Here is a 13,250-nt window from a genome sequence, read left to right on the forward strand (position 1 = left end):
AAGGAAAAACCATGTGGTCTGAAATTTTAATGAATTACGGCGTCTTTATTTTGCAGATTCTGACTATTTTATTGGTGATTGCGGCAATTTTTGCCGGCATTATGCTGTTGCGCCAGAAAAAAGACGGCGTGCACGGCGAGCTGAAAATCACCGATTTGGCGAAACAGTATGAGGACAATCAACAAAAATTGCAGGATTTTCGCCTGAACGACGAGCAGCTGAAGCAGCAGGAAAAAGCACGCAAAAAGCAGGAAAAAGAAGAGGCGAAAGCACAGAAAAAAGCCGCCAAGAGCGGTGAGTTGAGCGAAGTGAGGCTGAAACCTTGTTTGTATGTGTTGAATTTTAACGGCGACATTCAAGCCAGCGGCACGACTTCACTGGCAGATGAAATCAGTGCGGTGTTGGCGGTGGCGAAAGCTGATGATGAAGTGTTGCTGCGTTTGGAAAGCCCTGGCGGCGTGGTGCACGGCTACGGTTTGGCAGCCTCACAATTGGCGCGCTTGAAACAGCATGGTGTGAAGCTCACCGTGGCGGTGGATAAAGTAGCAGCAAGCGGCGGCTATATGATGGCGTGCGTGGCGGATAAAATCATCTCCGCCCCTTTTGCGATTATCGGCTCGGTTGGTGTGGTGGCACAAATCCCGAACATTCACCGCCTATTGAGAAAACATGATGTGGACATTGAGGTGATGACTGCTGGCGAATACAAACGCACCATGACGATTCTCGGCGAAAACACCGAAAAAGGGCGGCAGAAATTTCAACAAGAGTTGGAAGAAACTCACCAATTATTTAAAGATTTTGTTTCAGCACACCGACCGCACTTGAATCTGGACAAAACCGCCACCGGCGAACATTGGTTCGGTCAACAGGCGTTGGAGCTAGGATTGGTTGACGAAATTGCCACCAGTGATGATGTGATTTTAGCGGCATTGAAAGAAAAAGACGTGCTGGAAGTGAAATTCACCCAGAAAAAATCGCTGATGCAAAAAATCGGTAAACAAGCGGAAGAGAGTAGTGATCGGCTGCTGATGCGTTGGTTGCAGCGCAGCGGGCGGACGTTGTATTAATGATATAAAAAAATCTCAACCGCAATAGTTGAGATTTTTTTATAATTAATCAATGGATTGCAATAACTGATCAATCCCCTTGCACAACAAAGTGCGGTCGTGGCGGTAGGTGATGTCGTCATCGTTGAGCTTCTGCGCCAAAATTTTCTTGTGGCTTAAATCCTGATAGTCCGCTTCGGGATAGGTGATAATGCCGTCAACCGCACTTTCTCCGATAGCGTTTTCAATCCAAGCAATCCGATCCGCCAATGACAAATTGGCAGCAGGGCTGTGTTCAACGCCAAGATTATCAACAAAAATGATTTTGGCGCGGCTGTGTTGTAACGCTTGAGCGATTTCAGGCAGCAACAACGGCGGCATGATGCTGGTGAGGAAACTTCCGGGGCCAAGCAGAATTAACTCCGCCTGTTGCAACGCTTTCACCGCTTCGGCAGTGGCACTGACTTGCGGAATTAAAAATAGCCGTTTTGGTAGTTCAGCCAATTTATCAACATTCACTTCACCGACCACCGTTGCGCCGGAATGCAGTTTTGCACCAAGGTGAACGGGCGTTTCCGACATCGGGATCAGATAAGACCGCACTTTCAGCAACGAACGGATTAAATCCACGCCTTCCAACGGTCGGATTTTCATATCCTCTAACGCTTTCAACATTAAATTGCCGAGATTGTGTCCGGCAAGATCACCGCTGCCGCTGAAGCGGTATTCAAACAGCGAGGAGGCAGTGCTGGGTTCGGTGATCATCTGATTAATGCAGTTACGCAAATCGCCCCACGCAATGCCGCCGTGTTGCAAGCGGATTCGTCCGGTTGATCCGCCGTTATCGGTGGTGGTGACAATGCCGGTTAACCGCTCTTTTAGAAAACCGAGAGCCGACATTAAACGCCCCAAACCGTGTCCGCCGCCAATGGCTGCGACGTGGTTTAAATTGGCTAAAATAGGTAATTTATCCGTATAATAATTAATCATTTATATCTTTTTGCGCTTAAAATAGAAATTATTAGACATTATCCGCTAAATGACCGCACTTTGAAACGTGGTCAGATCACAAATGTTGAAATTAGCCGCTAATTACATCATTTTAGGGATTGCGCTTGTGACTGATAATGCTAGAATTATGCCAATTTATCAACAACGCATATAACTCCGAGCTTGTTTGCCTACGTTAACACTTAATATGGTGGCAAGCCTGTTAGCACAGTGGTTTGTGCTACGCCGGATACGCTGGAAACGGTTTATCCGCTCGTGTTTAGAAAGGTGTCAAGATGCAACATACTATCCCGATTCGTTTGGTCGAGGAAGCTCAGCCGTTAATCGATCGTTTCCAGCGACAATACGACTATCTGCGCCTGTCGATTACCGACGTGTGCAACTTCAAATGCAACTACTGTCTGCCCGACGGCTATCAACCGCAAGCTGATCGCACCTCATTTTTAACCGTCAGCGAAATTCGCCGTTTAATTAATGCCTTTGCGGCAATGGGCACGCAAAAAGTGCGGTTGACCGGCGGTGAGCCGACCTTGCGTAAAGATTTCACACAGATTATCGAAACAGTGCGCGCAAACGACGGCATCAAAAAAATTGCGTTAACCACCAATGGCTATCGCATGGCAAAATCGGTTGCCGAGTGGCAACGCGCCGGCTTAGATGCGATTAATGTCAGTGTGGACAGCCTTGACCCAAAAATGTTTCATCAAATTACCGGTGAGAACCTGTTTCATCAGGTGATGAGCGGCATTGATAAAGCGTTTGAAATCGGCTATCCGCAAATTAAAGTCAATTCGGTGCTGATGAAAGGCTTGAACGACAAAGATTTCAATGCCTTTTTGGCATGGATTAAAGATCGTCCGATCGAAATGCGGTTTATCGAATTGATGCAAACCGGCGAAATGGATCAATTTTTCCAACATCATCATCTGTCAGGCTCTGTATTAATGCAGCAGCTGTTGCAAAACGGTTGGGAATTGCAAAATCGCGCCTTAACCGACGGACCGGCGAAAGTGTTCAAACACGCGGATTATCAAGGTTCAATCGGCTTAATCATGCCGTATTCCAAAGATTTCTGCGCCGATTGTAATCGCCTGCGGGTGTCGGCAACAGGGCAGCTTCATTTGTGTTTGTTCGGGGAAGAGGGCACAGATATTCGTGATCTGTTGCAACACGATTGGCAGCAAGCCCCTTTGCAAGCGCGGCTCTTTTCTGCACTGCAACAAAAGCGCGAACACCATTATTTACACCAAGGCGACAGCGGCGTACGACCGCACTTGGCATCAATCGGCGGCTGATTGCGTCCGGACCGACTTAAAATACGTTTAAAGAGAAAATATGCAACAATTTACCCATATTAATAGCAATGGCGAAGCCAATATGGTGGACGTCGGTAATAAAGCCGAAACCGTGCGCGAGGCAAGTGCCGAAGCACTGGTTACCATGTCTGAGCAGACGCTAAACATGATTTTATCCGGTGAACACCATAAAGGTGATGTGTTTGCCACAGCCCGTATTGCCGGGATTCAAGCGGCAAAACGCACATGGGAGTTGATTCCGTTGTGCCATCCGTTACTATTGACCAAAGTCGAAGTGAAATTGACCGCACTTCCGCAAACCAGTCAAGTGCGGATCGAAAGCCTGTGCCGTTTAAGCGGAAAAACCGGTGTGGAAATGGAAGCGCTCACAGCGGCTTCAGTTGCCGCACTCACCATTTATGATATGTGCAAAGCGGTGCAAAAGGATATTGTGATCGAGCAAGTGCGGTTGTTGCGCAAAAGCGGCGGCAAATCGGGTGATTTCTCCGTAGAGGGGGCGTTAAATGATTAAGGTGTTATTCTTTGCGCAGGTGCGAGAGCTGGTGGATTGTGATGAATTGCAACTGAAAGCGGAATTTCCAACCGCTGAAGCATTGCGCCAACATTTGGCTGCAAAGGGCGATAAATGGGCGTTGGCATTGCAATCCGGAAAATTGCTGGTGGCGATCAATCAAACCCTCATGCCATTAGACAGCCCGATTCAGGCAGGTGATGAAGTCGCATTTTTCCCACCGGTAACAGGAGGGTAGCATGCGTTGTGAAACTCGAATTTCCGTTCAGACCGCTGAGTTTGATCAAAGTGCGGTTTATCAGTGGCTTTCCGAACCTAAATCCAGCGGCGCAGTGGTGCTGTTTATCGGCAAAGTGCGGGAAATGAACCTCGGCGACAGCGTGCAAACCCTGTATCTGGAACACTATCCGGCAATGACCGAAAAAGCGTTAGGCGAGATTGTACAACAAGCCTGTGAACGCTGGGAACTGCAACGAGTACAACTGATTCATCGTGTCGGCAAATTGCAAACCGGCGATGAAATCGTGTTAGTCGGTGTCAGCTCCGCCCACCGTGGCAATGCCTATCAAGCCAACGAATTTATTATGGACTACCTCAAAACCAAAGCCCCATTCTGGAAAAAAGAACTTACCGACAAAGGCGAACGTTGGATCGAAGAACGAGACAGTGATAAGCAAGCAGCGGGGAAGTGGGATAATCGGTAACGGTATACTAATCGGAAAGTGAGTCTATTCCGGTTAAAGAGCTAGTTTTTCTAGCTCTTTTGTCATAAGAATTTCGTTTTTTTACCCTATTCTGAATTACACCTTTTTCGCCAACATCGTCACAAATTTTAGTTTGATCCGATTGCCGTTGGCATCGGTTTTATGCAGTTCGCCCGGGGCTTCGTTGTATTTCAGTAATTCCCAGCCTTGATAATACTGTTTCAGTTCATTTTCGGCGAAAGTGAATGAGAACGGCATCGGGCAGGGCATATCCTCGGTGGACATTGCGGCGACGATTAAGTTATAACCACCGATATTGGTGTGTTGCTGCATATTGGCGATAATTGCCGGAATGCGATCCCGATGTAGGAACATCAGCACCACAGTAGAGAGGATAAAATCGTAGTTATCTTGAATTTCCGCACGGTTAATATCATAAAGTGCGGTTTTGACGTTCGTCAATTTTTCTTTTTCGATCACCGAATTTAGAAATTCAATACTGGTTTCACTTTGATCCCATGCGTCAACTTCAAAGCCTTGTACACCGAGGAAAACGCTGTTGCGTCCTTGTCCGCAGCCTAAGTCTAAGGTTTTGCACGGCTTGATGGTTTGCACCGCACTCACTACTTCGGAATGGGTGGTGGTCATATTATATTTTTTCGCCACATAATCTTGCGGCAGGCAGTAAAATTCTAGGTAGCATTGCAGATCGTCAGACATCGGGAAAACGAGATGCCATTGCTGCGGTTCGACAAACGGCGCTTGGTTTTTCGTATCAAAAATAAAACTGTTCAGCACATTGCCGAATTCATCCAATTCAAAATATTTTAACGAGCCGGAAAGGATAGTGACTTTAGCCCAAGTGCCGACTTTGGTGTTGTGCATTTCTTGAAACATTTGCGGCAGGGTGTCTTTGGTCCAAACCGGCATTCTTTTATAACAGATTAATTGTGAGTGCATATGACGTCCTTTAAGATATATTTTAAATGTTGATTTATGGCGATTTTAAAGAAATTTTGTGCGCGAGGCAATTATTTCCGACAAATTTAGTCAAGTTTACGCAAACTTGCCGAAGGATTCGGCAACATTATGTTAAACTTGCTGTTATTTTACTATTTTCATGGAGATGAACTATGACGACAGAAACGACTGAAGCGGCAAGCATTGATATTCAGGCGCAGACCGCGGCATTGATTAATGGGGTGCGCGAGCTGGATTTGAACAGCGTGTTATATCAGTGGATTATTCCGTACGGCACGAAAATTTTATTGGCGATTGTGATTTACCTTTTGGGAAAATCGGTTGCCAGATTGTTCAGCCAATTACTTGGTAAAGCAGTGCTGCGTTCCAGCAGAGATGAAATGTTACAGGGTTTTGTGACCTCGATCAGTTACTTTTTATTTTTGCTGGTGGTAGTGATCGCCGCGCTTTCGCAAATCGGCATTAACACGGCGTCACTGGTGGCGTTAATCGGTGCCGCCGGTTTAGCGATCGGCTTGGCGTTACAAAATTCGCTGCAAAATTTCGCGGCGGGAGTGATGATTTTAATTTTCAAACCGTTTAAAAAAGGCGACTTTATCGAAGTGGGCGGCACCAGCGGATCGGTTACTCAAATCGGTTTATTGGTGGTGGAATTGCGCACCGGCGATAATAAAACCGTTTTAGTGCCAAACGGCAAAGTATTTGGTGACAGTATTACCAACTATTCAGCGAACGAAACCCGACGGGTGGATTTTATTTTTGATATTGGTTACGAAAGTGACATTGCCAAAGCCAAACAAATCGTGGCGGACTGCTTGGCGCAAGAATCACGCGTGTTGAGCAATCCGGAGGCAACGATTGCGGTTGGTTCGCTTGAAGCGAGCAGCGTGCAGTTATTTGTGCGTCCGTGGGTGAGAACGGCGGATTATTGGGGCGTGTATTATGCGATTACCGAAAAGGTCAAACTGGCATTTGATCGAGAAGGAATTGAAATTCCGTTTAATCAATTGAATGTGCATTTGGCTCAAGACGCGCAAGATGCGCTCACGGAGAAACGAGCTTAACCGGGAGCAGATAAGCAAAGTGCGGTTAAAACCGCACTTGATATTAAAACTTATTTTTTCAGTTGGCGGGCTTTACTTTGTTCCGCCATTTTTTTGCTGATTTCGCGGCGTTGTTTGGAGTTTTCCGCGTTGCGAATCACATAATCGTCGATACGATCTTCATAGTCATCACGCATGGTGGCGATGATCGCACGAATATCGCTCACGCTCATGTCATCATTGATATATTGATTCAAATTGTCCAGCAGCAACACGCGTTTTTGGTTGTCGCGGATTTTGCGTTCAATGTCGATCATGTCGCGTTTCAATTTATTTTTTAACCGGTGCATACTCACATATTCCAACACATCTTGAAAAGATTGTTTGTTTACAGTTTCCATTTTCACTCTCGCCTTATTTGATTAAACAGATTGCTTTTAATTTAGCGTTTTTACCAAGAATCGTCAAAGCCTTAGATCACGTTTTTGTAAATAAAAATTGCGAAATATCAAGCGAAAGCGCATAAATAGATTGATTCGCTCAAGGTGGAATGATAAAACTAGAAGCTGTTTTTGTGTATAGCTTAAGGATTAAAAAATGTCGCAAGTATTTAATTTCAGTGCCGGCCCGGCGATGATGCCAAAAGCGGTGTTGGAGCGAGCCCAACAAGAGTTGCTAAACTGGCAAGATCAGCAAACCTCAGTGATGGAGGTCAGCCATCGCGGAAAACTGTTTATGCAGTTGGTGGGCGAGTCGCTGACGGATTTCCGCGAGTTATACAATATTCCTGAAAATTATCGAATCCTGTTTTTACAGGGCGGCGCGCGCGGGCAATTTGCGGCGATTCCGATGAATTTGATCGGTGAAAAAGGCAAGGCGTTATATTTAACCAGCGGGCATTGGTCGGCAACGGCGGCTAAAGAGGCTCGCCTGTTTGCCGAAATTGATGAAGTGAATATTTTGCAACAAGGCGACACTTTAGCAGTCGGTGAGTTGGATTTTAGTGCGGTTGCCGAACAATATGACTACGTTCACTATTGCCCGAATGAAACTATCAGCGGCGTTGAAATTTTTGAGCTGCCGAATGTCGGCGATGCGGTGTTGGTGGCGGATATGTCATCGAATATTTTGTCGCGCGAAATTGATGTCAGCAAATTCGGCATTATTTATGCCGGCGCACAGAAAAATCTTGGCCCTGCAGGGATCACAATTGTGATTGTGCGTGACGATTTGATCGGCAAAGCGCGTAAAGAAACCCCGTCAATCTGGAATTACGAAGTACAAAGCAACAGCGACTCGATGATCAACACGCCGCCGACTTTCGCTTGGTATCTCTGCTCACTGGTGTTTAAACACCTGCTGAAACAGGGCGGCATTCAAGCGATGGAACAGCGCAACCGCGAAAAAGCAGCGTTGCTGTATGATTATCTTGATCAAAGCAAACTGTATCGCAACACTGTGGTGAAAGCCAACCGCTCTTTGATGAATGTAACGTTCACCACCGGCGATGACGAACTGAATACCAAGTTTGTGGCACAAGCATTAGAACACGGCTTACAAGCCTTGAAAGGACACAAAGTGCTCGGCGGAATGCGCGCCTCAATCTACAATGCCATGCCGATCGAAGGTGTTCAAGCCTTGATTGCATTTATGCAGCAGTTTGAGCAGGAAAATCAATAAGCCCATGATTCAATCGGAAACGGTGGCATTGTCAGCATTATTGGCTGAATTAGAACGAATGAAAACAGCGTTGGATTATTATCGACCGCTGAATTCTACCGTTTTGCAGGCGATTCAAGCCGATTTGATGATGAAATATAATCAGCAGTCGAATGCGATTGAAGGCAACCGTTTAGATATTTTTGAAACCAAAGTTTTGCTGGAAAACGGCATCACGGCAAATGGTAAACCGTTTAAAGATCACTTAGATATTTTGAATCATCAGGAAGCAATCGGTTATTTGATTGATTTGGTGAGAGAAAACCAGCCGTTAGATCAAAGTGCGGTCAAAAACTTTCACTACTTGATTTTACAAAAAACCGATCATGCCCGAGAAGCAGGGCAATATCGTGCGATTCCGGTGGTGATCAATGGCGCAGAGTACCAACCGCCTCAGCCTTATTTGCTCCAGCCACAAATGGATGAATTGCTGGCATGGAATACTGAGCAACGCACAATGCTCAATCCGATTGAGCGAGCGGCGATATTGCACAGCCGTTTTGTCGGCATTCACCCGTTTATTGACGGCAACGGCAGAACCGGACGGCTATTGCTCAATTTAGAATTGATGAAGTTGGGCTATCAGGTGGCAATTTTGAAAGCCGAGTATCGAGCGGAATATTATCGTGCTTTGGCGCAAGCCGATCTGGGTGATTATCAGCCGATTGTGCGTTTTGTTGCAGAGGCGGTGAAAGAAACCATGGAACGAACGCTGAATATCATTGACGAACAGTGGCGAAACAAGCAAATTTAATTCGAACAAGAAAGAGAGAACACTATGAAATTTATCGACATTGCCAATCCGGGCGTGCGTCAATTGTTGCCGTATCAGGCGGGTAAACCGATTGAAGAGTTAGAGCGCGAGCTGGGCATTTCTAACATTGTAAAATTGGCTTCTAATGAAAATCCGTTTGGTTTTCCGCAAAGTGCAAAAGAGGCGATCAGCAAACAGTTGGACGACTTAACCCGTTATCCGGACGCAAATGGTTTTGAATTAAAACAGGCGATTGCTCAAAAATTTAACCTGCAAGCCGATCAAATCACGCTCGGTAACGGGTCTAACGATTTATTGGAGATCACCGCCCATACCTTTTTAAACCGTGATGACGAGGTGATTTTCTCACAATATACCTTTATTGTGTATCCGTTAGTCTCTCAGGCAATCAACGCTAAAGCGGTGGTGGTGCCGGCAAAAGATTACGGACATGATCTGAACGGCTTCTTGGCGGCGATCACCGAAAAAACCAAAGTGATCTACATTGCCAATCCGAATAATCCGACCGGTACATTTTTGAATGCGGAGCAGATTGAAGCGTTTTTGGCGCAAGTGCCGCCGCATATTTTGGTGATTCTGGACGAAGCCTATACTGAATTTACCTCGGTTGAGGAGCGTGTGCCGTCATTTGTATTATTGAAAAAATACCCGAATTTGGTGGTTTGCCGCACATTGTCGAAAGCCTACGGTTTAGCAGGGCTGCGAATCGGTTATATGGCGTCTTCGCCGGAAGTGGCGGATCTATGCAATCGCGTGCGCCAGCCGTTCAACTGCAACAGCTTGGCATTGAGTGCGGCGGTGGCAGTGGTGAATGACGATGAGTTTATCGAAAAAGTCGCCGACAATAATCGCCAAGGTTTAAAACAGCTGGAAACCTTTTTTCAAGCAAAAGGGCTGGAATATATTCCGTCAAAAGGCAATTTTATCACCTTGGATTTGAAACAACCCGCTGCACCGATTTATCAGAAATTACTGGAAAGCGGCGTAATCGTGCGCCCAATTGCCGGTTACGGCTTGCCGAACCATTTGCGGATCAGCATTGGCTTGCCGGAAGAAAATCAGCGCTTTATTGAGGCGTTGAGTTTGATTTTAGCGCCGTAAGGGATATATATTGTCATCTAGCTGCTAATGCTTCCTCCCCCAGCCTTCGGCAGCCCCCTCCGCCAGCGGAGAGGGCGAAAAGCGAGGCTAAAAACCCGAAACATTCTCTCCCTCCGCGTGCGCGGAGGGAGATGTCCGAAGGACAGAGGGAGGGAAGCAACATATCATGGCAACAGCTTACACCGAATAACCGTATTTTATGGAATAACATATGCAACCGACTTCAATCATTTTAAACCCGATTGCCAGCGTAGAAGGCACAATCAATTTACCCGGTTCGAAAAGCTTATCTAACCGTGCGCTGTTGTTGGCGGCACTGGCAAACGGAACTACCAATGTAACCAACTTGCTGGACAGTGATGACGTGCGTCACATGTTAAATGCGCTAAAACAGCTTGGCGTCAGTTATAATCTATCAGAAAATAAAACCGAATGCCGTGTGACAGGGTTGGGCGGTGCGTTTCGTTGGACGTCGGGCTTATCCCTGTTTTTAGGCAACGCCGGCACTGCGATGCGTCCGTTGACCGCGGCGTTATGCCTGCGGGCGGCGCAGGCGCAAGACGCTGAAATTGTCTTGACCGGTGAGCCACGCATGAAAGAGCGCCCGATTAAGCATCTGGTTGACGCTTTGCGTCAAGCCGGTGCGCAAATTGATTATCTGGAAAATGACGGCTATCCGCCGATTGCGATTCGCAATAGCGGCTTGCAAGGCGGCAAAGTGCGGATCGACGGTTCGGTTTCCAGCCAATTTCTGACCGCACTTTTAATGGCGGCACCGTTGGCGCAGGCGGACACCGAAATTGAGATTATCGGTGAACTGGTTTCTAAACCGTATATTGATATCACACTGAACATGATGGCGATTTTCGGTGTGCAGGTTGAAAACCGTGATTACCGTACTTTTGTGGTCAAAGGACTGCAGCAATATCAAGCGCCGGGCGATTATCTGGTGGAAGGCGATGCTTCGTCCGCCTCCTATTTTCTTGCCGCCGGGGCGATTAAAGGCAACGTACGGGTAACCGGCATCGGCAAAAACAGTATTCAAGGTGATCGCTTGTTTGCCGATGTGTTGGAAAAAATGGGCGCGAAGATCACTTGGGGCTTGAATTTTATTCAAGCGGAAAAAGGATCATTGCACGGTATTGATATGGATATGAACCATATTCCCGACGCGGCAATGACCATTGCCACCACCGCACTTTTTGCCGAAGGTGAAACGGTGATCCGTAACATCTACAATTGGCGAGTGAAAGAGACCGATCGCTTAAGCGCAATGGCGACCGAACTGCGAAAAGTCGGTGCGGAAGTGGAAGAGGGTGAAGATTATATTCGCATTCAGCCGCTGAAATTGAACCGTTTTAAACACGCGGAAATCGAGACTTACAACGATCACCGTGTGGCGATGTGTTTTGCACTGATCGCGCTTTCTGATACGCCGGTGACAATTCTTGATCCGAATTGTACTGCTAAAACATTCCCGACATTTTTTAACGAATTTTTGGCGATAGCGCGCTAAGTTGATTTTAATCAGGCATATCTTGTGGGTATGCCTTTTTTATAAGGATAATTCGATGCTAAAACGTGCCCTAACACTCTTTGCCGCCGCAGTATTAACTGGCTGCAATTTAGTGAAATATCAGCCGATAGACACCATTGATAATGTCGATCGCGATCAGGGGTATCGAATGTTGCAGCAGATTAGCCAACAGAACGACAGCGAGCACTTTATTATCTTAATGCTCTCCGGTGGCGGCATGTGCGCGGCTGCGTTGGGCTACGGCGTGCTGGAACAGCTTGCCGAGACGAATATTAAACCAAGCAGTCGGGGCGACACCCTACTAGAGAATGTTGATATGGTGTACGGTGTTTCCGGCGGTTCGGTTTTAGCGGCGTATTTTGCGCTGCATGGGGCGCAAACCATTCCGGATTTTGAGAACAAATTTTTAAAGCAAGATTTTCAAAGCCAAATCATTAAACAGGCATTTTCGCTTTCTAACTTGCCGCGCTTGACCTCGCCCGAATTTGGGCGTGGCGATTTATTACAAGAACAATTGAATCAGGCGCTGTTTAAGGGCAGAACGTTTTCCGATCTCGATAAACACCGCAAAGGGCCTTTTGCGGTGATCAGCGCAACGGATATGACGATTGGGCAGCGGATCAATTTCACCCAAGAATTTTTTGATATTATGTGCCTGAACCTCGGCGATTTGCAGGTGGCGCGCGCCGTGGCGGCATCAAGTGCGGTTCCGTTAGTTTTTTCGCCGTTAACTCTGAATAACAATGGCGGCAATTGCCAATTTCAGATGCCGCCGGATATTCAGCAAGTTATGCAGCAGGCGCAAGGAATGCGCGATAAAACGCGGCAAGAATACAAACAGATGATCTCGCAATATCAAAACAGTGAGGAACGCCCGTTCATTCACCTGATTGACGGCGGTTTAACCGATAATCTGGGGCTGCGCAGCTTGTTGGATATGGGCGATATTTACGGGCAGGATTTGCTATACCAAAAAATTACGGACGGTAATATCCGCAATATTGTGGTGATCAATGTTAACGCACAAAATCAAATCAGCAGCGATATTGATAAAACGGCATCGATCCCGGGGTTGAGCGATGTGATCAATGCGGTGGTGAATGTGCCGATCGATCAATATTCTTTAGAATCTTTGCGCCGTTTTCGCATTTTTACTGATGAATGGAACGAAAAGTTGGGGCGAGGGAATCAAGATAAGCGGGTTACGCTGCATTTTGTCAGCTTAAATTTGAAAGATCTGCCGCAATCTGTGCTGCGTGATGAAGTGTTGAATATTAGCACTTCCTTTTATTTGCCACCGAAAAATGTTAACCAACTAAAACAAGCAGCAAAAATGCTGTTGCAGCAGTCGGACGAATATCAAAAAGCCTTACAAATTTTAGCTAAATAATGCCAATAAACTGATTTTTGAACAACAAAGTGAATTTTTATTCACAAAAATGAATTTATATTTAAATATGGACTTTAAATGTGATTTAGCGCATAATATTCAACCGCAAAATA

The 13,250-nt window shown here is 46.4% G+C and carries 14 protein-coding genes and 1 riboswitch; of the genes, 11 read left to right on the forward strand and 3 right to left on the reverse strand.

The features are described from left to right. The first annotated feature begins 11 nt into the window (after positions 1 to 11). The gene (sohB, locus tag ACUHGC_RS08405) at positions 12 to 1,070 is read left to right on the forward strand and encodes a protease SohB (RefSeq protein WP_446832893.1); all 1,059 of its coding nucleotides are present in this window, start codon (positions 12 to 14) and stop codon (positions 1,068 to 1,070) included. 45 nt (positions 1,071 to 1,115) lie between these two features. Here the strand turns inward: sohB and ACUHGC_RS08410 are convergent, their stop codons facing one another. Then, positions 1,116 to 2,039 carry a gluconeogenesis factor YvcK family protein gene (locus ACUHGC_RS08410; protein ID WP_446832894.1) on the reverse strand — a complete coding sequence of 308 codons (924 nt, stop codon included), beginning with the start codon at positions 2,037 to 2,039 and terminating at the stop codon, positions 1,116 to 1,118. A gap of 165 nt (positions 2,040 to 2,204) precedes the next feature. Beyond that, positions 2,205 to 2,345, forward strand: a riboswitch (molybdenum cofactor riboswitch). Between ACUHGC_RS08410 and moaA the strand changes: the two genes are divergently transcribed. From moaA to moaE, 4 genes are all read left to right on the forward strand, one after another. Then, positions 2,336 to 3,355 (forward strand): GTP 3',8-cyclase MoaA, encoded by a 1,020-nt coding sequence (gene moaA / locus ACUHGC_RS08415; protein WP_446832895.1) that lies wholly within the window; start codon positions 2,336 to 2,338, stop codon positions 3,353 to 3,355. It overlaps the preceding riboswitch by 10 nt. A 40-nt stretch (positions 3,356 to 3,395) precedes the next feature. Then, on the forward strand, positions 3,396 to 3,887 hold the full coding sequence (moaC, locus tag ACUHGC_RS08420; RefSeq protein WP_446832896.1) for a cyclic pyranopterin monophosphate synthase MoaC: 492 nt from the start codon (positions 3,396 to 3,398) through the stop codon (positions 3,885 to 3,887). Next, complete coding sequence (gene moaD, locus ACUHGC_RS08425) at positions 3,880 to 4,125, forward strand: molybdopterin synthase sulfur carrier subunit (RefSeq protein ID WP_446832897.1); 246 nt, start codon at positions 3,880 to 3,882, stop codon at positions 4,123 to 4,125. The genes moaC and moaD overlap by 8 nt, the downstream gene beginning before the upstream one ends. 1 nt (position 4,126) lies before the next feature. Then, positions 4,127 to 4,591: a molybdopterin synthase catalytic subunit MoaE gene (gene moaE, locus ACUHGC_RS08430; protein ID WP_446832898.1), complete on the forward strand. Its 465-nt coding sequence runs from the start codon at positions 4,127 to 4,129 to the stop codon at positions 4,589 to 4,591. A gap of 96 nt (positions 4,592 to 4,687) precedes the next feature. Here the strand turns inward: moaE and tehB are convergent, their stop codons facing one another. Then, entirely contained in the window at positions 4,688 to 5,551 is an 864-nt protein-coding gene (gene tehB / locus ACUHGC_RS08435; protein ID WP_446832899.1) for an SAM-dependent methyltransferase TehB, read from the reverse strand. A gap of 173 nt (positions 5,552 to 5,724) precedes the next feature. Here tehB and ACUHGC_RS08440 point away from each other — a divergent pair, with 173 nt between their 5' ends. Further along, a complete protein-coding gene (locus ACUHGC_RS08440) occupies positions 5,725 to 6,636 on the forward strand; it encodes a mechanosensitive ion channel family protein (protein ID WP_446832900.1) in 912 nt (303 codons plus the stop codon). Positions 6,637 to 6,686: 50 nt separating this feature from the next. Here ACUHGC_RS08440 and ACUHGC_RS08445 read toward each other — a convergent pair whose 3' ends face one another. Continuing rightward, on the reverse strand, positions 6,687 to 7,016 hold the full coding sequence (locus tag ACUHGC_RS08445) for a DUF496 family protein (protein ID WP_446832901.1): 330 nt from the start codon (positions 7,014 to 7,016) through the stop codon (positions 6,687 to 6,689). A gap of 196 nt (positions 7,017 to 7,212) precedes the next feature. On the opposite strand from ACUHGC_RS08445, the gene serC reads away from it, so the two are divergent. The 5 genes from serC to ACUHGC_RS08470 all read left to right on the forward strand — a co-directional run bounded on the left by serC (position 7,213) and on the right by ACUHGC_RS08470 (position 13,137). Further along, on the forward strand, positions 7,213 to 8,295 hold the full coding sequence (gene serC / locus ACUHGC_RS08450; RefSeq protein WP_446832902.1) for a 3-phosphoserine/phosphohydroxythreonine transaminase: 1,083 nt from the start codon (positions 7,213 to 7,215) through the stop codon (positions 8,293 to 8,295). 103 nt (positions 8,296 to 8,398) lie between these two features. Next, a complete protein-coding gene (locus ACUHGC_RS08455) occupies positions 8,399 to 9,088 on the forward strand; it encodes a Fic family protein (protein WP_446834876.1) in 690 nt (229 codons plus the stop codon). Positions 9,089 to 9,112: 24 nt separating this feature from the next. Further along, on the forward strand, positions 9,113 to 10,210 hold the full coding sequence (gene hisC / locus ACUHGC_RS08460; RefSeq protein ID WP_446832903.1) for a histidinol-phosphate transaminase: 1,098 nt from the start codon (positions 9,113 to 9,115) through the stop codon (positions 10,208 to 10,210). A 211-nt stretch (positions 10,211 to 10,421) separates the two neighbouring features. Beyond that, positions 10,422 to 11,726 (forward strand): 3-phosphoshikimate 1-carboxyvinyltransferase, encoded by a 1,305-nt coding sequence (aroA, locus tag ACUHGC_RS08465; RefSeq protein ID WP_446832904.1) that lies wholly within the window; start codon positions 10,422 to 10,424, stop codon positions 11,724 to 11,726. Positions 11,727 to 11,781: 55 nt separating this feature from the next. Then, positions 11,782 to 13,137, forward strand: coding sequence for a patatin-like phospholipase family protein (locus ACUHGC_RS08470; protein WP_446832905.1), 1,356 nt, complete (start codon positions 11,782 to 11,784; stop codon positions 13,135 to 13,137). Positions 13,138 to 13,250: the final 113 nt, after the last annotated feature.

It is taken from the genome of Testudinibacter sp. P27/CKL/0425 (genome assembly GCF_052931395.1).